We start from the raw sequence: 26,375 nt of genomic DNA on the forward strand, positions 1-26,375 counted from the left end.
CGATTTCTCCTAGGTTTTCAGGTTTAATGGTTTTGCGATTAGTTTGACATCACCGGTACCAAGCTGGATGGGCTGGCCCACGATAACGTTCTCGGTAACGCCGTTCAGTTCGTCCACCTCGTTCGCGATTGCCGCATCCAGCAGATGGTTGACTGTCACTTCGAATGCAGCCCGGGAAAGGACACTCTCCTTCTCACCGGCGATACCATGGCGGCCGATCTGCTTGACCTCGCCGTCCATGCACATCATATCCGCAACGAGCATGATATGACGGACATCGACGCTGATACCCTGTTCGTTCAGTGTTGCCAGGGCCTCCTGGATGATTGCATTCCGGCCGGCCTCGATGCCGAGAACATCTGCGATCTCGCTGATGTTATTGCTCCGGGTGCGGGAGGTGTCAACTCCTTCGACTTCGAAGACATCCTTTAGGTTGGAGCCCTCGGTATAAAGGATATACTCTCCCCCCTCCTTTCTGACAACGACTCTCTCGATATCATCGATGCCCTGGACAATGACGTTCCTGACGTGCTCTGCGAGCTGGAAGAGGTTCTGGTAACTCTCCTGGTTTTTCGGGGAGAACGTGATCGAAGGCTTTTTCGGGTCGGCATCAACCTCAAAGTCACGGTAATGCCGTCTTTCCCGGATCTTTCGCGGCGCTGCCTCGAGGATCTCATCCACCGTGATCTTTCGCCGATCACAGACCGCCCTGTTCAGCAGAACAAGAACCTGCATATTCTCCATATCGATGGTGATATCCCCGAACTCGTGGAGCGGCGCGGCCTCAATCTGCCAGCTCACCTCGCGGGCGCGGTCGCGATCGAACGCCCAGTCATCCAGCAGGTAGACCGCCATCGTCGGGGTGCTCGGTTCGCGCCTGGCGTCCATGATCTCGATGAGGCGGGGGAGACCGAGGGTGACGTTGATCTCGGCCACACCCGCGTAGTGGAATGTCCGCATCGTCATCTGGGTGCCAGGCTCGCCGATCGACTGCGCTGCCACAACACCTACCGCCTCGCAGGGCTCTATCCGGCTCTTCTGGTACTCTTTGGAGACCATCTCCACAATCCGCTCGAACTGTTCCCTTGTGATCTCCCGCCCCGCAAGACTTGCTTTCAGGTCCTCCCGCGTCCGGTATGGCAGATCAAGGGCGTCTATCTCCTGTTCCATCTCACTGTTCACTTGACCTCCTCCTTCAACACGCTCTCCACGATACCTTTCACGTCCACCGGAGCACCGTAACTGCTCCTTGCAGGGTCGGTACCGTCCTCGCCGTAGCGGAACTGTATGATTCGGCCGCCTGTAGTCCGAACAGTGCCGTCGTAGGCTACCTTGAGGTCCTGCAGCGCGTTGATCATCCGCCGCTGGAGATAACCGCTCTGTGAAGTCCTGACCGCGGTATCCACAAGACCTTCACGCCCTCCTATGGCGTGGAAGAAGAACTCGGTTGGGGAGAGACCGCTCTTGTAACTGTTGATGATGAACCCGTGCGCCTCTGCACCGCGCTCGCCGCGCCGGAAATGGGGCAGCGTCCGATCCTCGTAACCACGCATGATCCGCTCACCACGAACTGACTGCTGCCCGAGGCACCCGGCCATCTGGGTCAGGTTAAGCATCGACCCGCGTGCCCCGGAGACCGCCATCACGACGGCGCTGTTATCCATCCCCAGGTGCTGGCCGGCGATCTCACCGGTGCGGTCACGGGCCTTGCCGAGCACCTGCATGATCTGCATCTCAAGCGTCTCTTCAAGCGTCCGGCCTGGCATCGGTTCAAGTTGCCCCTCGTTGTAGATCCGTATCCGGCGCTCGACATCGGTGATGGCGTTGTTAAGCACCTCCGTGATCTGCCCGGTTTCTGTCTTGGAGAGGTCTTCATCATCGATGCCGAACGAGAACCCCACCAGCATGATCGCCTGGATCGAGAGTTTGGTCACGTCGTCAATGAACCTGGCCGCCCTTTTCATTCCGTGCTGCCTTATGATCCGGTGCAGGATCTGGCCGTCAAACGCGCCGATCGCCTTCTTATCGATGGTTCCTGAGAGCAGGTTACCATCGACGATCCGGACGTATGCATCATTCTCACAGAGTTCCCTCCGGCATGTCTCGCAGTTCTGGCATGACGAAGCCCGAAAGACCATGTTCAGATCGTCGGGAAGGATTAGCGAGAAGACCTGTTTGTTTGTCCAGAGTGCGTTCCCGTCCCCGTCCTTATCTGCAGGTTCGGGCAGGTGATCGAGGGGAAGGTTCCTTGTGAGGTAGAGCGTCGTTGCCCTGTCGAAGTGGCGGATTGTGTGGGTTAAGAGGAAGATGCCCGATATGTGGTCATGTATACCGCCGATGATCGGGCCGCCTGTTCGCGGTGAGAGAATGTTTGCCTGCACTGCGATCAGGATCTCGGCCTCGGCCCGCGCTTCTTCGGTCTGCGGTATATGCAGGTTCATCTCGTCGCCGTCGAAGTCGGCGTTGTATGGTGGGCAGACGGCCGGGTTAAGCCTGAACGTCTTCCCATCCATCACGACAACCCGGTGCGCCATGATGCTCATCCTGTGCAGCGAAGGCTGTCGATTGAAGAGGACTATATCTCCGTCCTTGATCTGCCGCTCCACTGTCCAGCCTGGCTCGAGCATCTCTGCGACCGTCTCCAGATTTGCCTCTGAGAGTCGTAGCCGCCGGTTGTCCGGTCTTATGACGTAGTTTGCGCCACATGGCGACCCGATTTTTGGGCGCTCTGGCCCGTTCAGGACATACTGCCGCATCTCCTCGATGTTGAACGGTGTTACCCGGACAGGGATGGTCATCTCGTTTGCGATGGCAAGCGGGATTCCGACCTCGGTGATCGATAGGTTCGGATCAGGTGAGATCACGGTACGGGCCGAGAAGTTGACACGTTTTCCTGAGAGGGACCCGCGGAACCGCCCTTCTTTTCCCTTGAGTCGCTGCGAAAGGGTCTTTAAGGGCCGGCCGCTCCGGTGCCGTGCAGGCGGGCAACCAGCCACCTCGTTGTCGAGGTAGGTGGTGACATGGTACTGCAGGAGTTCCCAGAGGTCCTCGATGATCAGCTGGGGTGCGCCGGCATCCTGGTTCTCTTTGAACCGCTGGTTGATCCTTATGATATCCACGAGTTTGTGGGTCAGGTCATCCTCCGACCGCTGTCCGTTCTCAAGAATGATCGAGGGACGCATTGTTACTGGCGGAACGGGGAGAACGGTAAGGATAGTCCACTCAGGCCGCGCGACGTCCGGGTTGATCCCGAGAGCGCGCAGGTCTTCGTCCGGGATCTTCTCCAGGCGTGCGCGGATGTCGGCCGGGGTCAGTTTGTGCTCGATCTTTCTGCCGTCTTCCACAAAGACCTCGGAGAAGGTGGTGGGTTTCTCAAAGTTGATCTTGAGCTGCTGTTCGCCGCAGTGGGGACAGACCCGCTCTTTCTTGATGTCTTTCTCGGAGACTACCTCTGATGTGAGGTCGCTCTCCTCGGTGCCGACGATCTTCTCGACATCTTCGGCGGTCATCAGCAGCCTTGAACACGACCTGCAGGTCACACGGAGTAGTTTACGGATCAACCGGGTGTAGCCTACATGAATAACGGGTTTTGCAAGCTCGATATGACCGAAATGGCCCGGACAGTCGGCTGCCTTCTGGTCGCAGGTCTTGCAACGGAGACCCGGGTCGATGACACCAAGGCTGAGGTCCATAAGCCCCTGCGGATAGGGAAACCCATCATCGTCATAGGTGTCTGCCCAGATGATCTTTCGCACGCTCATCTTTCGGATCTCCTTCGGCGAGAGGAGCCCGAACTCGATCTTTCCAACACGTTTAGGACTGGTCATTTTTTGAAACTGCCCCCTCTCTCATACCATATCTTCGAGCCTCAGGCGGGGAGCGATGCCCATGCTCTTCATCTCATCGAGGAGTAACTTGAACGCGTAACTCATCTCGACAGGGTATATGTCGGTCTCGCTACCGCAGGTAAGGCAACGGGTAACTTTCCTCTTCCGGTCGACCATAGCCACCATACCACATTTCGCACAGACCCACTGTGTCACCTTATCCGACTCATCGAGGAGTCTTTCTTTTAGCGCCATGGCCGCACCGTGGCCGATCATCACATCGCGCTCCATCTCACCGAACCTGAGCCCTCCCTCACGGGCACGGCCTTCGGTAGGCTGGCGGGTGAGGACCTGCACCGGGCCGCGCGAACGTGCATGCATCTTGCTCGAGACCATGTGATAGAGTTTCTGGTAGTAGATGACACCTATGTAGATATCGGCCGCAAACTGCCGTCCGCTGACACCGTCATACATAACTTCGCGACCGTTGTGCGCAAACCCGAGTTCCTGGAGGGATTTCCGAAGTTCTGTCTCCCGCTCACCCCGAAACGCCGTCGCGTCGATGCGGCGCCCTTCGAGCGAACCCACCTTTCCACCCAGCATCTCGAGCATGTGTCCGATGGTCATACGGCTCGGAATGGCGTGGGGGTTGATGATAAGATCAGGCGTCATGCCAGACTCGGTGAACGGCATATCCGCTGCGGGCTGGATGAGCCCTATGACACCCTTCTGCCCGTGCCGGGACGCAAACTTGTCGCCGACCTCCGGTATCCGGAGGTCGCGAGTCCTGACCTTTACCAGGCGTGAGGAGTTCTCCCCTTCCGTGATGATGACCGTATCCACGATCCCGTGCTCGTTGCTCCGCATAGTGACCGATGTATCGCGCCGTTTTTCGACGGCGATCAGCTCGCTCGTAGGCTCCTCCAGGAATCTGGGGGGGGATGTCTTGCCGATCAGGACATCTTTCTCGCGCACAACTGTCTCGGGGTTGATTATACCATCGATGTCCAGATTCGCGTAGTACTCCGAACCGTGTGCTCCTGAGACCTCTTCGTCCGGGATCTCGATCCGGTCCACCTGACCACCGGGGTAACGCCGTTCTTCACCCTCGTAAGTGCGGAAGAAGTGCGAGCGCCCCAGACCACGGTCGATGGATGCCTGGTTGATGATCAGGGCGTCCTCAATGTTGAACCCCTCGTAGGAGATGATGGCGACGACGAAGTTCTGGCCAGCCGGCCGATCGTCGGATCCGATGACATCGGAGGTCTGGGTGTAGATGAGCGGTTTCTGGGCGTAGTGAAGCATGTGCCCCCGGGTGTCGGGACGAAGTTTCATGTTTGCTGCGCCGAACCCGAGCGCCTGTTTGACCATCCCAGCTCCCATTGTGACACGGGGACTGGCGTTGTGCTCAGGGAACGGAACGTGCGCCGCACCTATGCCCAGGATTAGCGAGGGGTCGATCTCCAGGTGCGTGTGCTCCGGGGTGAGATCCGTTTCGTTTATGGCGATGAAGAGATCCTCCTCCTCTTCGGCATCGACAAACTCGATCGCGCCCTTCTGCACAAGGTAGTCAAAGGCGATCTCACCGTTCCGAAGGTTTTCGATATCCTCTTCAGTTACCTGGGGAACACTTTCTCGAACCACGATCAGCGGCCGGCGTGCCCTGCCCCGGTCGGTGTGGACGATGACGTCGTTGTTGAACTCTTTGTAGGATATGTTTATCTCAGACGGGATCTTGCCGCAGCGGCGCATCTCGCGCAACCGGTTGACAAGATCCGCCGGATCGTTGATAAGTCCGATCAGGGCCCCGTCAACAAAGACACGCGACTGTCTCATACTGTCTCTCTCCTGAGGGGGATAACGCCCATTTCGTATAGAATGTTCTTCACGTCCACTTCGTTGCTGACGCCGTTACTGATCTCGACCATCTGGGCGAAGTTCTTCACCAGCCCACAGTTTGGCCCTTCTGGCGTCTCGCTAGGACAGATCCGTCCCCACTGGGTAGGGTGCAGGTCACGGGCCTCAAAATGGGGCTGTGAACGTGAGAGCGGGGAGATCACACGGCGGAGGTGCGAAAGAACTGCCATGTGGTCGACCCTGTCCAGGAGTTGGGATACGCCGGTTCGGCCCCCCACCCAGTTGCCGGTGGCAAGCGGGTGGAGCAGCCTCTCGGTCAGGACGTCCGCGCGCACCGCGGTGCCGATCGAGAGGTCGCGGTGGCGCATGCTGGCCCTTTCAAGCTGGTACTTAACATCTCGCGTCAGGCGGTTGAGCGAGATCCTGAATAGGTCTTCCATAAGGTCGCCCGCAAGTTTCAGCCGCTTGTTAGCGTAGTGGTCCTTATCATCTATTCTGCGTCGCTCAAGTACGAGATCGAAACAGGCCTCGGCCATCCTCCCCAGGAAATGTGCTTTTGCCAGACGGACACTCTCTACCGCCGGTCTGTAACCCGGGTCATCCTCTTTCAAGCCAGCCGGCATCAGGTGGTTTAAGTGGGGAAGCAGGTAGTTATCAAGAACAAACTCGGCTCGTTTGCGCTGGTAGTCACGGGTCTGGTTTGGCGCGAGTTTCTTGCCGACGTACATGATCCCTTCGTCGACGGTGTCGCACTCGCTCTCCTCCAGGTTCTGCATCATGAAGGTCAGGATATCCTCATCGGTTGAGACCGCCTCGACGATGTCATGGTCACCCTGGAGCCCCAGCGCCCGCATCAGGTCAACGAACCGGAGGTGCCCGGCGACTGAGGGGAACGAGACTTCCAGCAGGTTTTTGCGGTTCCGCTCAACGATCACCAGCGCGCGGTAGCCCCGGTACTGCGAGAAGACCTTCGCAACGTATATCCGTTCGTTGTAGCGTTCGGTAAATTCGGTCATGATCTTGTTTGAGGCAAGATCCTCGAGCGTCATCAGCACCCGCTCTGTGCCGTTGACGATGAAGTAGCCGCCTGGATCGAGGGGGTCTTCGCCATGCTCGATCCTTTCGGTATCTTTCATGTCGTAGAGGTTGCAGGCGGCCGAACCCACCATCACCGGCAGCTGCCCGATGGTGGTGACGATCGGATCCTGCGCTTCTCCTCCCTGGATAAGCTTCATCTCGAGTTGTATGGGCGCGGCGTAGGTGAGGTTCCGTAGGCGTGCCTCGCTCGGGAAGAGCTCGGACTGAGATCCGTCCGCTTCACGGACGAGGGGTTTCTTCACCTCTATCCTTCCCAGTTCAACCCATACCGCCTCTTTTCCTTTACCGCGGGACTCGATATCGGTCTCGATGACTCTCTGTTCATCGACAACTTCCTGAAGGTTGTGCAGGAGAAAGTTGTTATAAGAGTCTAACTGGTGGCGCGCAACATGTTCCCGCGCAAAATATGCCCTGGACAAAACACTTCTGTCTAACAGATGGATCAGCTCCCGGCCTCTGAATTTATTTCTTTGGTCTTTTCACGACTATTCGGTAGGCTTCGGCCCTGCCAGCGGTTCGGCTTTCACGAATGATGCGGATGACGTTTCCTACCTCGCCATTGATGGTCTTCACTGCAGGATCGTCGTGGTAGATTTTCGGTAATTGTTCTAAGGATATTCGGTAAGTTGCAAGAAGTTCCGCAACCTCATCCTCGCTCATGATCTGATGGTCAGGTACCATCTCGTGTTTGAGTACGTTCAATGAAGTGCCCATCTCCTTACACCTCATCAACGAAAAAGTTGCATATCAGATGAATCACCTTGCTAAAACCCATAGACATCGCCCATGGCAACGGGCCCAAGGGGATTTGAACCCCCGACCACCTGGTTAAAAGCCAGGCGCTCTACCTAACTGAGCTATAGGCCCCACGCGTACTGCCATCTAGCATTATTACAATGCGAGAAGAGTATAAATAATTTACCTGGAGACGTAGAACATGGTTAGCGGTCTGATGTTATAAACCTTTCAATCTTCTTCCGGCTCCACGAGTCATATCGGAATATTTTAATGTTCCCGGGCATCTGTTTTGTACATACGTCGCCGAACCGGGTGAATCCATGATTCCTTCACGATACTATGCCGAAAATGCAGTACCCGCTATATCGTGGGTTGCCCAGGGCATCTACCTTCTCATTGCTGTCGCACTATCCGCGCTTGCGCTCGTCTCGTTGTATGATGTTGCTCTCCAGATGGTGGCGCTTATCCACGTTGACGAGATGACACAGGGTGTCCTGCAGGTGCTGCATGCGATCCTTTTGACCCTCATCCTGGTGGAGATCCTGGAGACGGTGACAGCGTATTTCAGGACAAAAAAGGTGCTGGTAACGCCGATCCTGATTGCGGGTATCACCGCGATGGTGCGACGGGTGTTGGTCTTCGGGATAGAGGTCCACGAACCCACCGAGATTGGCGTGACACTCGCGGCGATTCTCGTGCTGACGATCGCGGTTGTCTTTATCGGGAGGCAGGAACGTCAGGAAACATACCTGGATGCAGTTTAGTTCTGTACGTGAGAGAGGAGAAATCTCTACCGCAAAGGAGGATGGAGAGTGACCACGTTTCAGGCTTCCTGGCTCCCGGATAGTGACTCTATCCGGGTGCGTATCTGATTCAGTCGTTCTTCCTGGATCTTGATGCTTGTGGCCATACTCTTTATGGCTCTTGTTATCTCCTCGCTCATTCCGGCACGATCATCTTTGATGTTGTAGGTTGTCTCCAGGATCTTTAAGAGGCGGCGGTTGATATCGACGCTCTTTGAGAGGCGTTCGTACTCCTCAATGAGCTTCGGATCCGCACCGGCATTGCGTGCTCGTTCGATATCGGCGGAGATCGAATGCCGGCGTGTCAGCACGCGCTCGATGGCCTCGTAGAGTTGATGGTGGGTGGTGGGTTTGAGTATGTAGTCCTCGATGTAGGGGCCGTACTCGTTTGCCTCTTCAGGGGTAAGGGGTTTTGCGGTCAGCATGAGAACCGGGATGTTACTTGTCGCAGGGCTGGCTTTGATCTTCTCAAGTGTCTCCCACCCGTCCATCGGTTCCATCATGATATCAAGGAGGATCAGATCCGGTTGGTCTGTCTTCAGAACCTCAAGACACTCTTCGCCGCTCAAGGCGGTTATCGGCCGATAACCCCCACGCTCAAGCATGGTAGCGAAAACGTCGACGATCATTGGACTGTCGTCGACTATCAGTATCGTATACATCATGCCACCTCCTCTCTGATCCTGGCCGCTATATCAAGCAGTTGTCTCTCCAATCCCTGGAGGTCTCCAGGCTTATCGATCACTGCTGCTATCAGAGCGACCTCCCCGATACTCACGATGAGGATTGCAGCTCCGTTTGAGGAGATGGTAATCAGGGAGGGCCGATCTATAGCCACAGTTGCGCAGACCGCTTCCGCCGATGCAAGGACTGTTGCACTCATTGCTGCAAAAATGGAAGACGTAATGCTCCCATCGGGGAAGTGCTTGCCAATAATAGTTCCCTCGCAGGACACAAGAGCGAACGCGGCAACGCCGGTGACTGACCGGATCTCATCGATATACCTTTGAACGTTCCCCTCTGCAAAGGGATGACTGCTCATCTGATTTTACCCCTGCTATTAACGCATTGAAATATCTGCGTCGCACCATATATGAATATCGAATCACCACAGCACCTGGTTTTATCTGTCATGGTCGATTTTAACTTACGGGGGTGGGGGGCGGAGCTGGAAGTCCCCGGTCAACCGGTGCGGGGATGAAAGCAGAGTCCCCTCCCTGCGGTAGATAATATCCTGTTTGGTATGCTAATGTGATGCACCGAACGTACTGGTCTCGGCGTGGCGGTACAAATCGCATCAACAACTTGGGATGGAACAGCCCTTTGGGCCTGTGGAGACAACACCCCTACATCACACCTCTGTGATGCAAGCGTTGTCCATGATAGCAGGAAGGTCCCGTCCGAGAGGCGCGGGGTAGTTCACAAGAGTGTTTGGTGAGACCGAAAAGTGACGGCCTACTCCCGGGGCATTGTGTCAATGGAGCGTTGCAAGCAGGGGATGATGTTGAATGGGCAGAACCTACCTCCCCCCTCTCGCTCTCCGGAAAGAATTGCCTCTTGCAGAAAATCAGGCCCCCCGCGCTCCAGGACAGGCAGGCGGTCTGCGAAGATGCAGATCGGGCGGGGCATCCGCGCATGCAGGGTTTCAGCGGGGATCCGGGCACAGCCTGAAGGAACAGGAAGAAACTGCTATATGGTAGCGTGCAATTTACATTTAAGTTCTTCGGCGCGAAGACTCAAACAAATAGGTTTAAGTCTGGCAATTACTATTTTTATCCCTGGGACGGTTTTGGATGATCAGGGCCTATACAATCACCTCCGGAAAAGGTGGAACTGGAAAGACGATCGTCACCGCCAACCTGGGCGTGGCGCTGGCCCAGCATGGGAGGGAGACATGTGTCGTCGATACAGATATAGGTCTGGCAAACCTGGGGCTTGTGCTGGGTCTCTCCGAGGCTCCGGTCACACTGAATGATGTCCTGGCGGGGGAGGCACCGATCCTGGACGCAATCTACGAGGGGCCCTACGGCCTCAGGGTCGTACCGGGTGGTCTCTCGCTCGAGGGGTTCCGGAACGTGGATCCAGAACGGCTCATCGACGTAGTCCGGGATCTCACCGACCGCTGTGACTACCTGCTACTTGATGCTCCAGCCGGAATCGGCCCTGATGCGGTTGTAACTCTCACTGTGGCGGATGAGGTCCTGCTGGTTGTGAACCCTGAGATTGCCTCGATCGTGGATGCCGTCAAGGTCAGGGTTCTGGCAGAGACCATTGGAGGCACGGTAGGTTGGGCCATCCTGAACCGGGCGACACCGGAGAAGAACGACAGAATCAGGCAAAGGGTCGAGAGAGCGCTCGGCGTCTCGATCATAGGTAGCATCCCGGAAGATCCCTGCGTCCGAGAGGCCTCGGCGGCCAGAATGCCGGTTGTCGTCAGATCTCCAGCGTCAAAATCATCAAAAGCTTTCAGAAGGATTGCAGCATCACTGGCGGGTATACCTATTGAGGAAAACCCTGAAGAGGTGCAGGAAAGATTCGTTGAGCGGCTTGCCCGCGTATTATTCAGGAGAGAAACTTGAATGACTGTGGACACTAATGCAATCATGATAGTCCTGCTCTCGGCGATCATCATATGCCTGCTGTTTATAATGTACGTGATGTACGTGCGTATTCAGCAGCTCCTCAAAGAGGTAGAGGATCTGGCCGGCAGGATGGAGATAACCGGGAGCGAACTGGAACAACTGACACGAAGCGTGGAGGAGTACACGAAAATCCGGAGATAGAGATCTCCCCTTTATTCAGGGGTATGAGATTGAAGTCTCAGGGGCGAGGTGACGGTCTGAAAGCGAAGATATATCTGTAATTTAACCCTATATTCTTGGGAAGGGGCCATAGGGTAGCCTGGCCATCCTAGGAGACTGGGGGTCTTCTGACCTGCGTTCAAATCGCAGTGGCCCCATTACACTACTATTTTCAGTCCGCCCGTCTAATTATCCTGCAGCATGAGGTTCTATCCGGGCTGTACGGACTGTCTGATCAGCCGGGTCGAGTACGAGAGCCGGCTATGCATCGATGATCCGGCGCATGTCGCTGAGATTGTCGGTGCCTGCCGCGATCTTCTCCGGCGCATCGCCACGGTGCCCCTACCCGCCCCGGTAATCGCGAGCCAGGTGCACAGGCTCGCCTACCGGTTGATCGGCGACGATGATCCCTATCGCTCGCTCAAGAAGGAGAACTATACGGTGGCCCTGGCCGTCTGCAGGGTGGTGAGAGATAATCTTGTGACGTTCCGCGATCTGGTACTTGCGTCGGTGATCGCCAACACGCTTGACTACGGTTCGATGGCGCACAGCGTCACCGAGAACTTCGTTGAGTTTTTCGGTGATGAGTTTGCGGCCGGGTTGACCGTTGATGATACCGATGCCATGAAGCCTCTCACATCCCGTGTGGTTTACCTTGCTGACAACTGCGGCGAGATCGTCTTTGACTCTCTATTTGTCGATCACCTCAAGAAGAGCGGGTCGCACGTCACATTTGCCGTCCGCGGTGCGCCTATCTTGAACGACGCAACCCTTGAGGATGCTCTGGCGCTCGGGCTTGACCGCCGGGTTGACCTGCTAACCCCCACAACAGAGGGGGTTGCCGAACTCGGTCTCAACCGGGACCTCATCCCGGCGGTGCTCGCCGATGCTCTCGACCGTGCGACGCTTGTTATCGCCAAGGGCATGGCCAACTATGAGTCTCTCTCAGAAGATCGCGATCTTCCGGCAGTAGCCTATCTGATGTCGGTCAAGTGCGGTCCAATCGGGGCCGATGTAGGCATCCCGGTCGGTTCCAGGGTCGCTCTCCTTCGTGATTGAGGGGGTAAGGGGACGCCACTGACGAATGGTCGGCGTGTTATCTGCAAGCCACATCTACTTGGTGCGCCGGAAAAATAGATCGGGGCGTTCGTCCCGGGTCTGCCTCCATCACCAGAAGATCTTCCGGGACATCTCCAGTGCTTCGATTGCGGGCAGTTTCTTCCCTGTCAGAAACTCTATCGCCGCCCCACCACCGGTGGAGATGTGAGTGAACCGATCTTCGATCCCGAGTCGCTCTACGGCCGCGCCGGAGTGCCCCCCACCAACAATCGAGAACTCCACACCGGATGCTGCCCTCAAGATCTCGTATGTCCCGAGGGCGAACGGTTCCTCCTCAAATAACCCGGCCGGGCCGTTAACAACAACTGTCCCTGAAGTGGCTATTACCTCTGCAACCCTCTGGATAGCCTCTGTTCCGATGTCAAGCACCTGGGCGTCTTCGGGGATGGCGTTCAGCGGGTAATCGACCCGCTCTCCATCTTCGCGCACAGCGACTGAATCGGGTAGAACTATTCTGTCTCCGTAGACTTCAAGGAGCGTTTTAGCCCTCTCGATCTCGGCCATGTAACCCAGGTCTTCGATCAGCCGCTCAGACGGCCGTCCTATACGGTAACCCGCGGCGAGCAGAAAGACGTTTCCGACCACGCCGACCATGACCACCCTGTCGGCAGGCCCATGTGCAAGGACGTTCTGTGCGACCGCAATCGAGTCGTCCACCTTGGTTCCGCCGAGCACAAACGTCACCGGCCTTGGAGCATCTGAAAAGACGCGCGAGAGGTTTGTGATCTCTTTCTCCATCAGGAGGCCGGCCACCGAGGGGAGCGCAAGCGGCAGCCCCACTATCGATGGTTGCGAACGGTGAGCCGTTCCGAAAGCGTCGTTGACGTAGAACTCTGCCATTGACGCCAGTCTCCTGACAAGGACTGTCTTCTTTGCCTCCTCCGGTTTCAGGGTCAGGTTTTCCTCGGCGGCAAACCGCAGGTTCTCAAGCATAAGGACATCCCCCCGCTTTGCACCTCTGATCGCCTCCCGGGCACATCTGCCGAAGATATCGTCGACATAGGTCACGGGGCGGCCGAGCAGTCGCTCCAGTTTTGCGGCGTGGGCCTCAAGCGTCGTGAAGTCCTTCTTACCGGGCCTGCTCTGGTGCGTGATGACGACAAGTCGTGTGTCCTCGAGTGCCTGTACCGTCGGCAGGTGTTCCCGAAACCGTTTGTCGTCCAGGATCTGGTTCGTTGAAGGATCGATGGGTGAGTTAAAGTCAACCCTCAGCATCACCGTTCCCGTCAACTTTCCAGCATCTGCAAGGGTAGCGATCTCCACCGGGTATCACCACTCTCCCTGATCAGGCGCTCCGTGCCTTAATCTTTTTCAGGCGGAAGAGTTCCTCACGCTCCATCTCATCGAGTCGCATCTTGATGAAGTTCCGGGCCTCGGTGAGTTCCGGGATCACCTTGAACTCGAGGGCGTTCACCCGGCGCTTGGTGCTCTCGATCTCGTCGAGCAGTCGTTTCATCGTCGTCTCTATCTCTGCGGCCTCGATGATCGCCTCGAGAAGTTCCTCGAACGCCTCTGCGGCCTCGTCGATGACGGCGGAAGTCCCGAGAACTCCGTAGCCGCGATCGAGCACGCTCTTTCGAACGGATGATGCCTCGATCTCCGGGACGACCACGCCCATGATGTTCTTGCTCTTGAGCGAGATCTCCGGGACATCTGCTACTGAGAAGGCCGCGGCCTTCACTCCGATCGCGCCCTCGACGGTCTCTGCGAGGGCGATCATCTCCATAGCATGTGTATACCTCTCTGTCACGACCCCCCGGGTATCTTTTGCCTGCTGCAGCACCTTGAAGAACTCCAGGATCAGCCCATCGCGCTTCATCTTAAGGATGTTATAGCCGCGCTCCGAGAGTTTGATCCGCCGCTTGATGCTGATCAGTTCAGAACGGGTCGGCTTGATATCTCGCAGCGCCATGGATGCTTACCCCTCTGCCTTCTTCCGGTATTTCGGGTGGTACTTCTGGATCAGTGCGCGGTCGATACGCACGAGCTGCTCTTCGGGCAGTGTTGCGAGGAGTTCCCAGCCGAGATCGAGTGTCTCCTCGATCGAGCGGTCTTCGTAGAGACCCTGCCGGACGAACCGGTCCTCAAAGAGATCTGCAAACTCAAGGAACATCCTATCGCGCTCCGAGAGTGCGTCTTTTCCGACGATGGCAACAAGCCCGCGGAGATCGTTACCTTCAGCATACGCGGCATACAGCTGGTCAGAGACCTTCTTGTGGTCCTCGCGCGTGTGGCCCTCGCCAATGCCAAGGTTCATCAGACGGGATAGCGAAGGCAGGACGTTGATCGGCGGGTAGATGCCCTTCCGGTGCAGGTCACGGCTGACCACGATCTGACCTTCAGTGATGTAGCCGGTCAGATCCGGGATCGGGTGGGTGATATCGTCGCCAGGCATCGTCAGGATCGGGATCTGGGTCACCGAGCCCCTGACACCCTTGATGATACCGGCACGCTCGTAGATGCTCGCAAGGTCGGTGTACATGTAGCCGGGGTAACCGCGTCGGCCAGGCACCTCCTCACGGGCTGCACCGATCTGGCGGAGCGCCTCGCAGTAATTGGTCATATCCGTCAGTATGACAAGCACATGATAACCGAGATCGAAGGCGAGGTACTCGGCGGTTGTGAGCGCAAGGCGCGGCGTGATAGTCCGCTCGACGGCCGGGTCGTCGGCGAGGTTCAGGAAGACGACCGAACGCTCGAGAGCGCCGGTCTTCTCGAAATCGGCCATGAAGTAGTTTGCCTCTTCCCGGGTGATTCCCATGGCCGCAAAGACCACGGCGAACTCTTCCTTCGATCCGGGCACCTTTGCCTGTCTGGCGATCTGGAGCGCCACATCGTTGTGGGGCAGACCGGATGCCGAGAAGATCGGGAGTTTCTGACCACGGACAAGGGTATTCATACCGTCGATGGTCGAGATACCTGTCTGGATGAAGTCCTCGGGTGACGAGCGGGCGTAGGGGTTGATGGCCGCGCCGGTGATATCGAGCCTCTTCTCTGGCACGATCTCGGGGCCGCCGTCGATGGGTTTGCCGCCACCGGAGAGGATACGCCCGAGCATATCCCTGCCGACCGGCATCTTGATGGTCTCACCGGTAAAGCGGATGCCCGAATCCCTGCCAATCCCGGCCGTGGCCTCGAAGACCTGGACAACAACGATCTCATCGCTTGTATCCAGTACCTGGCCACGCTTGATCGTGCCATCAGCGGTGATGATGTTGACGAGTTCGCCGTAACCCACAGGTTCTGTCTTCTCGACAAAGACCAGGGGGCCTGCAATCTGCGTAACCGTTCTGTACTCCTTCATTCTCACACCGCCCTCAGCGCTTCAAATTCAGCTTCCATATCCTTCAAGATCTTCTCAAGTTCAGGCTTGTAGTCCCTGATGAACTTGATCTGGGGAAGTTCGTTCTTGCTCTTCATGCTGATGATCTGCTGGGGGGTCGCGCCGGCTGCCTGTGCACTACGAGCAAGGTCAGCGTAGTGCTTGATCGCCCTCATCATGTCGTACTGCTTGTCCATCGGACAGAACGTATCCACCGGGTCGTAGGCGTTCTGCTGCAGGAAGACCTCGCGGATCATCCTGGCCACCTCGATCGTGATCTGTTCTTCGTCCGGCAGCGCATCTGAACCTACCAGCTGTACAATCTCCTGGAGTTCGGCCTCCTTCTGGAGGATGCCCATCGCCCAGGTTCTGAGCGGGTTCCATTCGGGTGAGACCTCCTGGTCATACCACTCGCTGAGTCTGTCCAGGTAGAGCGAGTAAGAGTCCAGCCAGTTGATCGCCGGGAAGTGCCGGCGCTGGGAGAGTTTCGCGTCCAGCGCCCAGAAGACCTTGACGATACGCAGGGTGTTCTGAGTGACCGGTTCGGAGAAATCTCCACCGGGCGGTGAGACTGCTCCGATGACAGAGACAGAACCATCTGTCCCGTTCAGGTTGATGACGCGGCCTGCGCGCTCATAGAACTCAGAGAGGCGTGCCGCAAGGTAGGCAGGATACCCCTCTTCGCCCGGCATCTCCTCGAGACGGCTTGAGATCTCACGCATAGCCTCTGCCCATCGGGATGTGGAGTCGGCCATCAGGGAGACATCGTAGCCCATGTCACGGAAGTACTCGGCGATCGTGATGCCTGTATACACGGATGCTTCACGGGCCGCAACGGGCATGTTTGAGGTGTTCGCGATGAGCACCGTCCGCTCCATCAACGGTTTACCGGTCTTTGGGTCTTCAAGCTCAGGGAACTCGGTCAGAACTTCGGTCATCTCATTGCCGCGTTCGCCGCAACCGATGTAGACGACGATCTCGGCATCCGACCACTTAGCCAGTTGCTGCTGCGTGACAGTCTTGCCGCTCCCAAATGGCCCAGGGATGGCCGCCGTTCCGCCTTTTGCGATCGGGAAGAGACCGTCCAGGATCCGCTGGCCGGTGATCAGTGGAACGTCCGGGTTCAGTTTCTCTTTCACGGGGCGGGGCACACGAACCGGCCAGCGCTGGAGCATCGTGATCTCGCTACCGTCCTCCAGGACACAGATGGTCTCATCGATCGTGAATTTTCCGGCCCTTATCTCCCTGACCTTGCCGCCCTTCATGGTTGGCGGGACCATGACCTTGTGGACGATGTTCGTCTCCTGAACGGTGCCGATGATGTCACCGCCTCTGACCTCGTCGCCCTTCTTCACCGTGGGCGCAAACTCCCATTTCTTCTCGTGTGATAGGCCGGGAGCCGAGACGCCGCGCTCGATAAAGTTGCCCATCGTGTTCACGAGCACCTCAAGCGGCCGCTGGATCCCATCGTAGATACTGGTCAGCAATCCGGGGCCGAGTTCAACCGAGAGTGAGAGACCGGTGTTCTCCACCGGTTCACCCGGCCTGATGCCGGCGGTATCCTCGTAGACCTGGATGATGACGTTCTCACCCTGGATCTTGATGACCTCCCCCATCAGTTCCTCATTGCCGACCTTCACCACGTCGTACATGTGTGCATCAAGACCGACAGCGGTTACGACCGGCCCAGAAATCCGTTTCAGGGCTCCGCGAGTCCTGTTTTCTTTTCTTTTCTCCATTACTTCCACAGATCAACACCCACCGATCTCTTGATTCTCTCTCTCATCGAGAGGCCACTCTCTTCTCCGCCGATCGCGATCACCGTCGGCCTGACAGAATTCTCCAGGGTGATGCGAAGCCGCAGGGGAATTCGTTCCATGTCGCTGCCCTTCAGCACGAGGATGCCGACGTCCCTGTCGTCCAGCACCTGGTTGATCCGTTCGACCAACCGCGCGTCGGTATCGGCCACATAGGTCTTCCTGACACCAGCAAGCCGGAAACCCAGGATGAATTCCTCACTACCTATAACTGCGATCTCCATTCTACATCACCAGGTAGCCCTTCAACCGCTCACCGGGAATGCCAGCCTCTTTGCCCCGGGCGAGGGCGCGAAGGTTCGCGACCTCGTACTTCTTCTCCTCCAGATAGACTATGACAGGCAGAACAGAAAACGGATAACGCTTTGATATCCGCTCCATCTGGTCGAGTTGAACCCGGGTAAGTGCAACCTCGATCTCGTGGAGAGCACTCAGTCTCCGGATCTCTTCGAGCGCGTTCAGGAGCGGAACCATCTTTACCCGCCTCTTTAAGGCGTCGATAAACTCGTCCCTGTCATCAAGCCCGAAGATCTGCTGAAGTTCGTCCACACTGAAGGTACCGCCCGGGATCATCATATCCCGAACGTCCTCCTGGACATGCCCGGTTCTGAGACGGAAGAGAGTCTGAATGTTCCGCATATCTATCTCGAGCTGGATGTACTTTAGAAAGATATTCCCTCCCTTCACACCCCCTTTTGCATCCTCGATGAGTCGAGCGTAGTAACCCTTGTAGAGCTCGTTCTCCATGTGAGCAAACGATCCAGTCTCCATTGCACCGCCAATCTCCTTCTCCAGGGTCGGATAAAATCTTTCGCTCTTCAGCGCCTCAACAACCCTTTCTGGCGATTCCTCGGTGAGAAGACGATCGAGGGCAACCTTGTCCAGTTTGCCTGCCGGGACCTGAACCTCTTTGATCTTGCCTGGATATACCCCCTGCATCTTGCCGCGCAGGATGGCGACAACGTTCTGGATATCCCACCGCCGGAGGTAACTCAAGCTGAAGTATTTCAGATCCCCGGGCACAAGTTCCAGAATCTTCTGGTATTCCTTGGCTAGGTTCCAGCTTAAGGCCTCCTCGACCAGGTCGATACCGGAAAAGGAGGTTCCAAGTTCATCAATCTCTGGGCGGTAGCTGGTATCGCCGATGAACCGGATGATCTCAGGAAGACTCATATTCAGCATCCGGAGATAATCCTCTCGCGGAATCAACCGCGATCTACGGACCCGCATGCGGGTGCAGGCGTAGATATAGTTGGTTGCAAATCCGCTGCTTAACCCTGCCATATACGGATCCTCCTTCATTTGAACAGTATCTCTGACACGTCCTTCAGGCAGGATTCCCAGACCTCTTCAAGGAGTGTGCGGTAACTGTAATCGATCTGCAGATCGCCGTCTTTGCTCTCGACGATGATGCCGCCGGGGATCTCGACCGGGCTACCTACAGTGTAGCCCGAGAAGTCCTTGTGCCTGGAGATGATCTCCCTGACAAGCTGCAGATCCCGTTCGTTTGCGTGGACGACACCCTCCCTGACCTCTTTTGCCGCTCTCTTCAGCAGAGATGTGAGCGCCTTCTCCTGGAACTCGGCTGGCAGTTCACCGACAGCGGCAAGCGAGGTCGAGTAGACCTGATCGAGGACATCCTTCTGGGCGTTTAAGAGCAGCCGCTTGACTGCCAGGTTTGCCGCGGAGGTCTCCTGGTTGACGATGTGGCTGGCCGTCCGTTCCACTTCTTCCTGTGCTGCGATCTTGATCGCAGCAGCGTGGTCCTGTGCCTCTTTCAGGATCTTCTCTACTTCAACCCGTGTCTCTGCCCGGATTGATTCGACCTCCCTTCGCCCTTTCTCCCGGATCTCGTTCACAACCGCTTCGAGTCCCATGGTTCACTCCATCAGAACATAAGCAGCAGTGCAACCACAAGACCAAAGATAACAATGGTTTCGGGAATAACCGTCAATAGCAGTACCAGACCGAATACGTCACGATTCTCTGCCGTTGCGCCGACGGCTGCAGAGCCGATCGTCATCTCCGCAATAGCGGATGCGAGGCCGGTCAGACCGACTGCAAGAGCTGCGCTGAACGCCTTCATTCCCAACTGCGATGCCTGAACCATTTCAAGAGTTACTTCAGCTGTGCCAAAATCTACCATTTCTTTATTCCTCCGTAAACTTTGATCTCTTTCCAAAGGGTTTGTACTTTATGCCTCCACCTTTGTAGAACTTGGTGAAGAACTCGACATAATGGAGACGAAGCGAGTGCAGGCCGCCTCCAAGGATACCAAGTGCTGTGTTCAACAGGTGACCCAGCACGAATAGAAGAACGCCAAAGATGATGGCAATCACACCGATTGGTGTGATCGCTTCAAGCTGGGGTTCTATAATCATTCCAATCGCGAGGTAATTGACCATCATCGCGATTGCGACTGACGATAAGCCCACCGCCACAAGACGGGCGTAGGAGAGTACATGACTGATGATCGTTGGAAGTTCGACGATCTCGAGTATGTTCTCCTGCGCGATCCCGATGACGCCCATCAGTATGAGAATAGCCCCCACCACCGCGCTGGTGTTCAATCCCATGAAAAGAACTGGAAGCCCTGTAAGGTTGGGCATCAGCGGTATGGGAAAGAGCGACCAGATCATGAGCAGGATACCCCACATCACTCCAATCCAACCGGCGTTTGCGATGACCGCCTTTGTTGCGTGTTTGCCGTGGTAAAGTCTACGCGCGTTGGCCATGCCAAGAACACGCCCGAGTGTGACGTGCAGGATACCGATCCAGATCGCAAGGAGCAACAGTTCGACTACCTGGGGTCCATGAGCTGTTGCATGCCCCCCTATGTTGAGGTGCCGGGAGAAGATAAGCGCCTCCCACGGGAGCGAGTAGCCCAGAAATTCGCTGTAGAGTACGCCAAAGACGATGCTTGAGACGCTTGCATAGGAGAGTACCTTGAGCAGACTCCTCATCCCCTCGCCCTTCAGGAACTTGCGAAGGCCAAGACTCATCGCAAGCAGGATCGCTCCGTAACCCACGTCACCCAGGATCAGCCCGAAGAAGATGGGAAAAACGATGGTCACCAGCAGCGTAGGGTCAAGTTCAGAGTAGCGAGGTCTTGCATAGAGGTCCACGAGCAACTGCGTGGGTGTGGCGAACGAGGGGTTATCGTACTCCACCGGTACCCTTGAGTCGTCCTCGATCTCCAGTTCCTCGATGTAGATCCTGCCGTTGGTCACCCTCTCCAGTGCCTCCCGGATCTCGTCAGCCCGGTCATCGGGCACCCATCCTTCGCTTATGAAGGTCTCCTCCGTGGTAGCAAACCGCAACGGGGCCTCGGCCCGCTCTACGTCAGCCGTGAGTAGTTCATCGCATGCTACCAGGAGTTCGGCGTGCTTCTCCCGGATCTCCGCAAGTTTTTGGTTGATCGCAGCAATCTCATCATCGATCCGCCTGATCTCATCCAGGTGGGCCTGGAGACGGTCGGTAGGTGCTCCGTTCTCCTCAGGGATTGCAAGCGCCTGGAACCCGGCGTTGAGGAGAATCCGCTCGACCTCTTCCTGGTGTTCGTTCTGAACCACAACAACGATCATATTGCCGGTAACTTTGTCGGAGAAGTACTTCTCATGAGGAACGTCGATCTTGACATCATGTGAAATGTGCCCGGCAAAGACGGTAAAACCTCTGTAACCCCGATAAAATTCAAGGTCCAGGGGGATCGCAGTAAATGGTTCAAGTTCTCGTGCGCGCTGTTCGTGCTCTTTCTTCAGGGTCTCAAGTTTTGAGCGTGAATTGACGAGATCTTCCACCTCCTTCTGGATGGCAGATAGATCCGTCCGGATTATCTCCCTGACCCTGGATGCAGGGATCTTCATCCTGGCCTCAAATCTGGCCGGGTCTATCCCGCATGCATTCTCGATTGCTCTGACCTTGATTAGCGTCTCAGCCGCACTGCTTGCCTCCGGGAGCGGATGGCCGATCGATAGTCCCCCTGATTCACTCTCCGGCACAAAATCCTCGATGTGATAGACCTTGTGGCGGTAGAGTTCCTTGATGATAGTCTCGATCTCGCTTTTCGGGGCCGCGATGAGCAGCCGGCGCATCCGTTCAGGCCACAACATGCAGCTGCTCCTTGAACCGTGTAACCACGAAATCTACAGCTTTGGTGAGGTTCTTGCTCCCGGATGCTTTCAGTGCTTCTGCGCGCGCTTCACCCTCTCTAACGATCTCCGCATACCTCCTCCGTGCTTCGGCCTTTGCCTCAGCAAGGCGCTGATTCCTGTAATCTTCGGCATCCTTCTGTGCCTTCGTGATCAGGTTTTCAGCCTCAAGCTGAGCATCGGAGAGGCTTTTCTTCCTCTCAGCCTGCGCATCACGGATCATTGCCTGATACTCTTCTTCTGCTTCCCTGATGCTTTTCAGGACATCGGTCTTCATCAAACCCTCCTTCTCACGGCGTATGAATATTTGATGAAAATGAGCATATATTTATTGTTGTTTGTTTTCTGCGGATTTTTTCGCATCCAGACGCACCAACTCCACGCTGGAAGGGAGGTTCTTTATCACAACGCCGCCGGGAATCCCGGTAAGCGAAACTCCGGAGAACTCTTCTGACGAGCAGAGGAGGTGCTGCTCCGGGTGTGTCCCGCGCTGAATGCTACATGATAGATGAATCTGTGGGCCAACCGAGACGACCATCGAGAGGCGCTTTGACCCTGGATGGTCTTTAGGGAGGACTACGAGGGGGATATGGTAGCGCCTGACAAGTTCGAGCATCATCTCTGCCTGCTCGATGGGGCCGCCTTCCGGCATTGAGATAGCGACAAGGTCATCCGCGTCGACCGCCTGGCAGTACTCGTCGTCCGGCGTCTCGATGCAGAGCACAAACCTGGAGGCGGCCTTCGCCACCAGAAGAAGGGAGCGCTCACCTTGCAGAAGGAGGGTCTCGCCGTCGAGGGGTAGTACAATTATCTCCTCCCGCCTGGCGGGCAACCCCCTCGAAAAGTCTTTTTCAGACTTCTTCGACATTTTCAGACTGGCAGCTCGGGCACATGGGCCGCTTCCCTATGCCCTTGAACCGCTCACCACAATCTTTGCAGCGGTAGTTCTTGCCCTTCACCCGATCATTGAACTCTATATCTACAGGTCCACCAACCGTACACATCTCTCATCACCAGGAATGGAGAGGAAGTCAAAGCATAAAACTCTATCGCGCGGGGTTGCATCGATCCTACAGGATGACCGCGAAGACCAGAAGTGCGATTATAAGCATCACGGCTGCGTGTTTGACGCCCGCCCTGATCGACGCCTCCCCCATCTGCCCCGCGATAAGACCGGAGAATAGGGCCTGGATGATTACACCGTGGAAGAGGAGACGTTCAAACGTTGCGAGGGGTGTGGTGCCGACGGAGATCGTGCTCATGGCTGCTCCGGCGGTAGAGACCGTCTCGACACCGGCCAGAACGGTGAGGAACTGGGAGTCGATGACGGCCACGACAAAGAGGAAGACGATAAAGACCAGGTAGACGATGACGGTGTAGATGGACATCTCGGCACCTCTCTCCCGCTTGAGGTTCTCTGAGATCGCTGCGTCTCTGGCCGCAATGTTGAGTACCTCACCTATGCTGCCAGTCATCCGGCTTGCCGTTGTGATCAGGGTGACCGCCCTGGCGATGGCCGGGGTGCGTATCCGCACCTCAAACCTGATAAGCGCCTCCTGAACGCTCGCTCCCCATTCGATATCACGCTGGATCTTTCTGATCTCGTACGTTAGAATGCCGAGATCTGCGGATGCCAGGATCGAGATCGCCTGTGCAAGCGTCAGTCCCACCTGGTTGATCCCTGAGAGGCGACTCAAGAACTCCGGGATGCTCGCCTCGATCCTCATAACCTTCGTTCGCCAGACCTGGTAGCAGATGCCGAAAGGAATGAGTATGATCAGCAGTGCCACGATCAGGTGGTCGTCCAGGACATCGATCAGGACCTCGATATCGGGGTAGGCGGGCGTCATCATGAGTACAAGAAGGACATAGACCATCGCAATCGGGACGGTAAGGTAAAACGTCCTGTTTGGATCGATGAGAAACTCGCGGAGCGGATGTCTGAGGAATGACCGGATATTACGGATCCTGTCGTAGTGGCGCAGTTTCTGGAAGAATGACTCTTCGCCGGCGCGCTTCTCGACCCGGACGTCTTCGAACTCGTGGAGCCATTTTTCGGAGGTGTACCTCTCCACAGTTTCGGTCTTGATCGAGATGATATCTATAAAGAGGATGAAGAAGAGCGAACCGACCGGGATGAGGAGGTAGATAACGACCGAGAGCTGCATAATCGGTGTGCTGCTCATAAACCCCATCACGATCATAACGATGATCAGAAAGAGCGGCCCGGCGACAAAGAGCGCCACATAGGATTCGGCGGCCATCTGAAGCGTGGAGAGGAAGTTCTGCTGCTCGAACTTTGCATCCTCCTGGTAGAGTCTAACCCGCGTCTCCAGGTATTCAAGGACATCCCCACCGCTCTCGATCACCGAGATCAGGTCCTGGATGAAATCCTGTAGTTTATCCGATGGAGTTGTCTCCTGCAGATTCTGGAGCGCCGTTATGAGGTCGCAGCCGAAGTAGTCCGTGTCCCGGACGACCCGGCGGAACTCGTGTGCAACTTCACCGTAAATCCCTGTGTTCTCGCTGAGGGAACGGAATATATCCACCATCTCCGCACCGCCCTGTCGCATGGCATACATGTAAGAGACGGCGTTATGGAGCAGGAGGTTGATCCGGGTTGCCCGGTTCGTCTTATGGATGGCAGGGTAACGCAGGGCAAGCGTCCATGACGCATAGGCTGTGAGAACTAATATGACCGCACTGATGACAAGGTGCAGTGCCGTAAAAACCTGTTCCCTCAGGACATAGTCCGGCAGGCCGATTTGAAAGACGTTGTAGATTCCAAGGCTGAACTGAGGAAGAGAGAGGAGATGCATCGCAAGGAATGCCGCTGTGGCACAGGTGACGCCGATGAGCAGCGAGACCAGGAGTGCCAGCAGGAGGTAGTGCTCCATCGTCACGCCGATGCATGCCGCAACCAGGTCTTTACGGAGGTCGCGGTAGCGCACGGGGTTGCGCTCCACCCTCCTGTGGATGAAACGGCGGAGGCGCACGCGCAGAGATGACATCAGCGGATCAACTCACCAAGGTTGTCGATTGAGGAGAGCACCGCCTCAGGGCTGATCGCCCAGGCCTGAATGATCCTGGCGACCGACCTGTAATCCTTTATGCCCTGATCGAGCATAGCAAGGAGGATGTTCCGCCGGGTCTGCAGTTCTTCTTCAAGCTGTTTAAGCCCCCAGCCGCGGTACTCCATGATCTCGTTAAATATCTTCGATCTTCCGGTGTAGGAGAAGGTGTCAGCCACGGGATTGTACTCGAATACGGTGTTTACCTGAACGTTCCCCGTGATCGGGTCAACCCCGGCGATCTCGACGATCTCGCGGCACCTTCTCACGCGGTCGCCTCCACGGTGGGTGAGAGCCTGGACGGCTATGATGTCAAGAGCTTGGAGCATGTTCCTCGGTACATTGAGTGGCGCGCTCTCCAGACGGTGGATCGCTGCATCGACGTCGCTTGCGTGCATTGTGGAAAACGTCGTGTGGCCGGTGTTCATCGCCTGAAATAGAGTCTGCGCCTCACTCCCTCTGACCTCTCCGACCAGGATGTACTCGGGCCTCTGCCGCATCGCGGCTTTCAGGAGTTCAAACATCCCTATGGGGGTTGCGCCAGGCCCACCCGCGACCGTCTCGCGTGTGACGGTCGCAACCCAGTTCTCGTGATATAGTGTGATCTCACGTGTGTCCTCGATGGAGACGATCTTTGAGAGTGGCGGGATGAAGAGGGCGACCGCGTTTAATGATGTGGTCTTACCCGACGCCGTCCCACCGACGAAGAGAAGGCTTTTGTTGTTCTCGATCGCCAGCCAGATGTAGACGAGCTGGTTTATGTCGAAGGTGTTCGTCTCTATCAGTTCTACTGGCGTAAACGGCGACTCGCGGAACTTGCGGATGGTAAACGATGTCCCACGACTGGTAACCTCCCGGCCGAGTGTAACCTGTAGCCGTGAACCGTCAGGGAGGGTTGCGTCAACGAGCGGGCTACCTATGGAAACGTGCTTTCCGGAACGTTGGGCAAGCGTGATAGCAAGCGAGTTCAACGCGGGTTCATCGAACATGATCTGCGTCTTGATGTTCTGGTGTTTGCGGTGGTAGAGGAATATTGGGATGTTTGTGCCGTTGCAGGAGATGTCCTCGATTCCGGGGTCCTTCATCAACGCGTCGATCCGCGACCAGCCCAGGTAGTTTCGTTCAAGGTAGTAGCGGATCCGGTAGAAAGAGTCGTCAGGTAAGGATATGCCGTACTCCGCGAGCAGGTCATCTGTTCTTCGCGCGAGAACAATCCTTCTGTCGGTGACGAGGTCACGGTCTTCCAGGATCAGGACATCTCGTAGGTCTGTATATAACCTTTCCAGGAGTTCGTACTCAAATTCGGAGAGCACCGGTTCGAACAGGAGGTACTCGTTCTGGTTCGTCTGGAGGTTTCGGGCTATAACGACGAGTGCAAGACCTTCAGTGACCCAGTAACGGTCTATCTCTCTGTAGCCGGGCGGGATCACAGCATCGGTGAGGGGGCCGAATTTTACTGGATCATACCCGGCAGTTCTCCGAATCTCTTCTCCTGACCGGAGAAAGCGGTTGATGAGGCGGTGCTGTTTGGGGGATCCCGCGCCAGGTATTGCGGCGCCCACGGTGGGATCTTGTTCCTTTACACTTCCAGTATCATGTGATTCCTGCATATCCTCTGACCCGCCTCACCTGGCTCTCCGATTCCCCGGTGCACCACCCCTGGTTCAATAGGGGATGTGGAGCAGCATGCATATATATTTGCGGGTTTTCTAGCCAGAGTATTACTTTTGTAGCAGCAATGTTTGTCGTAACCGACCAACCAGAACGTTTT

24 protein-coding genes and 2 tRNA genes are annotated in these 26,375 nt (G+C 56.4%); 5 read left to right on the top strand and 21 right to left on the bottom strand.

The features are described 5' to 3' along the window. Positions 1–9 precede the first annotated feature (9 nt). The 6 genes from rpoA2 to QMC91_RS05110 all read right to left on the bottom strand — a co-directional run bounded on the left by rpoA2 (position 10) and on the right by QMC91_RS05110 (position 7,649). The gene (gene rpoA2 / locus QMC91_RS05085) at positions 10–1,182 is read right to left on the bottom strand and encodes a DNA-directed RNA polymerase subunit A'' (protein WP_300236303.1); all 1,173 of its coding nucleotides are present in this window, start codon (positions 1,180–1,182) and stop codon (positions 10–12) included. After that, positions 1,179–3,827: a DNA-directed RNA polymerase subunit A' gene (locus QMC91_RS05090; RefSeq protein ID WP_300236305.1), complete on the bottom strand. Its 2,649-nt coding sequence runs from the start codon at positions 3,825–3,827 to the stop codon at positions 1,179–1,181. The genes rpoA2 and QMC91_RS05090 overlap by 4 nt, the downstream gene beginning before the upstream one ends. Positions 3,828–3,848: 21 nt before the next feature. Continuing rightward, positions 3,849–5,663 (bottom strand): DNA-directed RNA polymerase subunit B, encoded by a 1,815-nt coding sequence (rpoB, locus tag QMC91_RS05095; RefSeq protein ID WP_300236308.1) that lies wholly within the window; start codon positions 5,661–5,663, stop codon positions 3,849–3,851. Further along, a complete protein-coding gene (locus tag QMC91_RS05100) occupies positions 5,660–7,201 on the bottom strand; it encodes a DNA-directed RNA polymerase subunit B'' (RefSeq protein ID WP_300236310.1) in 1,542 nt (513 codons plus the stop codon). The genes rpoB and QMC91_RS05100 overlap by 4 nt, the downstream gene beginning before the upstream one ends. Before the next feature lie 43 nt (positions 7,202–7,244). After that, the gene (locus QMC91_RS05105) at positions 7,245–7,496 is read right to left on the bottom strand and encodes a DNA-directed RNA polymerase subunit H (protein WP_300236463.1); all 252 of its coding nucleotides are present in this window, start codon (positions 7,494–7,496) and stop codon (positions 7,245–7,247) included. 79 nt (positions 7,497–7,575) lie between these two features. Then, positions 7,576–7,649, bottom strand: a tRNA-Lys gene (locus QMC91_RS05110). A 191-nt stretch (positions 7,650–7,840) separates the two neighbouring features. Here QMC91_RS05110 and QMC91_RS05115 point away from each other — a divergent pair. After that, a complete protein-coding gene (locus tag QMC91_RS05115; protein ID WP_300236313.1) occupies positions 7,841–8,284 on the top strand; it encodes a phosphate-starvation-inducible PsiE family protein in 444 nt (147 codons plus the stop codon). 59 nt (positions 8,285–8,343) lie between these two features. Here the strand turns inward: QMC91_RS05115 and QMC91_RS05120 are convergent, their stop codons facing one another. Continuing rightward, on the bottom strand, positions 8,344–8,985 hold the full coding sequence (locus QMC91_RS05120; protein WP_300236466.1) for a response regulator: 642 nt from the start codon (positions 8,983–8,985) through the stop codon (positions 8,344–8,346). After that, a complete protein-coding gene (locus QMC91_RS05125; protein ID WP_300236317.1) occupies positions 8,985–9,365 on the bottom strand; it encodes a roadblock/LC7 domain-containing protein in 381 nt (126 codons plus the stop codon). Before QMC91_RS05125 ends, QMC91_RS05120 begins: the two co-directional genes overlap by 1 nt. A 751-nt stretch (positions 9,366–10,116) precedes the next feature. On the opposite strand from QMC91_RS05125, the gene minD reads away from it, so the two are divergent. The 4 genes from minD to QMC91_RS05145 all read left to right on the top strand — a co-directional run bounded on the left by minD (position 10,117) and on the right by QMC91_RS05145 (position 12,183). Continuing rightward, a complete protein-coding gene (minD, locus tag QMC91_RS05130) occupies positions 10,117–10,902 on the top strand; it encodes a cell division ATPase MinD (RefSeq protein ID WP_300236320.1) in 786 nt (261 codons plus the stop codon). Then, complete coding sequence (locus QMC91_RS05135) at positions 10,903–11,106, top strand: hypothetical protein (RefSeq protein ID WP_300236323.1); 204 nt, start codon at positions 10,903–10,905, stop codon at positions 11,104–11,106. Between the two features lie 102 nt (positions 11,107–11,208). Further along, a tRNA-Pro gene (locus QMC91_RS05140) sits at positions 11,209–11,282 on the top strand. Positions 11,283–11,325: 43 nt separating this feature from the next. Continuing rightward, positions 11,326–12,183 (top strand): ARMT1-like domain-containing protein, encoded by an 858-nt coding sequence (locus tag QMC91_RS05145; protein ID WP_300236326.1) that lies wholly within the window; start codon positions 11,326–11,328, stop codon positions 12,181–12,183. 108 nt (positions 12,184–12,291) lie between these two features. Here QMC91_RS05145 and QMC91_RS05150 read toward each other — a convergent pair whose 3' ends face one another. The 13 genes from QMC91_RS05150 to QMC91_RS05210 all read right to left on the bottom strand — a co-directional run bounded on the left by QMC91_RS05150 (position 12,292) and on the right by QMC91_RS05210 (position 26,166). After that, positions 12,292–13,458, bottom strand: coding sequence for a phosphoglycerate kinase (locus QMC91_RS05150; protein WP_300236469.1), 1,167 nt, complete (start codon positions 13,456–13,458; stop codon positions 12,292–12,294). Between the two features lie 70 nt (positions 13,459–13,528). After that, positions 13,529–14,155, bottom strand: a complete 627-nt coding sequence (locus QMC91_RS05155; protein ID WP_300236329.1) for a V-type ATP synthase subunit D — start codon at positions 14,153–14,155, stop codon at positions 13,529–13,531. A 6-nt stretch (positions 14,156–14,161) separates the two neighbouring features. Beyond that, a complete protein-coding gene (locus tag QMC91_RS05160) occupies positions 14,162–15,547 on the bottom strand; it encodes an ATP synthase subunit B (RefSeq protein WP_300236332.1) in 1,386 nt (461 codons plus the stop codon). Between the two features lie 2 nt (positions 15,548–15,549). Next, complete coding sequence (locus QMC91_RS05165) at positions 15,550–17,304, bottom strand: ATP synthase subunit A (protein WP_300236335.1); 1,755 nt, start codon at positions 17,302–17,304, stop codon at positions 15,550–15,552. Further along, positions 17,304–17,606, bottom strand: coding sequence for a V-type ATP synthase subunit F (locus tag QMC91_RS05170; protein WP_300236338.1), 303 nt, complete (start codon positions 17,604–17,606; stop codon positions 17,304–17,306). The genes QMC91_RS05165 and QMC91_RS05170 overlap by 1 nt, the downstream gene beginning before the upstream one ends. A gap of 1 nt (position 17,607) precedes the next feature. After that, positions 17,608–18,666 (bottom strand): V-type ATP synthase subunit C, encoded by a 1,059-nt coding sequence (locus QMC91_RS05175; RefSeq protein WP_300236340.1) that lies wholly within the window; start codon positions 18,664–18,666, stop codon positions 17,608–17,610. A 14-nt stretch (positions 18,667–18,680) separates the two neighbouring features. Then, positions 18,681–19,259 carry a V-type ATP synthase subunit E family protein gene (locus QMC91_RS05180; protein WP_300236342.1) on the bottom strand — a complete coding sequence of 193 codons (579 nt, stop codon included), beginning with the start codon at positions 19,257–19,259 and terminating at the stop codon, positions 18,681–18,683. Positions 19,260–19,270: 11 nt separating this feature from the next. Continuing rightward, on the bottom strand, positions 19,271–19,528 hold the full coding sequence (locus QMC91_RS05185; protein ID WP_300236345.1) for an ATPase: 258 nt from the start codon (positions 19,526–19,528) through the stop codon (positions 19,271–19,273). A 4-nt stretch (positions 19,529–19,532) separates the two neighbouring features. After that, positions 19,533–21,494, bottom strand: a complete 1,962-nt coding sequence (locus QMC91_RS05190) for a V-type ATP synthase subunit I (RefSeq protein ID WP_300236347.1) — start codon at positions 21,492–21,494, stop codon at positions 19,533–19,535. Further along, on the bottom strand, positions 21,481–21,810 hold the full coding sequence (locus tag QMC91_RS05195; protein WP_300236349.1) for a V-type ATPase subunit subunit G family protein: 330 nt from the start codon (positions 21,808–21,810) through the stop codon (positions 21,481–21,483). The genes QMC91_RS05190 and QMC91_RS05195 overlap by 14 nt, the downstream gene beginning before the upstream one ends. Before the next feature lie 51 nt (positions 21,811–21,861). Beyond that, positions 21,862–22,401 carry an alpha/beta hydrolase gene (locus QMC91_RS05200; RefSeq protein ID WP_300236352.1) on the bottom strand — a complete coding sequence of 180 codons (540 nt, stop codon included), beginning with the start codon at positions 22,399–22,401 and terminating at the stop codon, positions 21,862–21,864. A 202-nt stretch (positions 22,402–22,603) separates the two neighbouring features. Next, positions 22,604–24,544, bottom strand: coding sequence for a type II secretion system F family protein (locus QMC91_RS05205; RefSeq protein ID WP_300236355.1), 1,941 nt, complete (start codon positions 24,542–24,544; stop codon positions 22,604–22,606). Further along, entirely contained in the window at positions 24,544–26,166 is a 1,623-nt protein-coding gene (locus tag QMC91_RS05210) for a type II/IV secretion system ATPase subunit (protein ID WP_300236357.1), read from the bottom strand. The genes QMC91_RS05205 and QMC91_RS05210 overlap by 1 nt, the downstream gene beginning before the upstream one ends. Positions 26,167–26,375: the final 209 nt, after the last annotated feature.

The sequence above is a fragment of the Methanoculleus sp. genome, from assembly GCF_030019085.1.
Lineage (GTDB): Archaea > Halobacteriota > Methanomicrobia > Methanomicrobiales > Methanoculleaceae > Methanoculleus.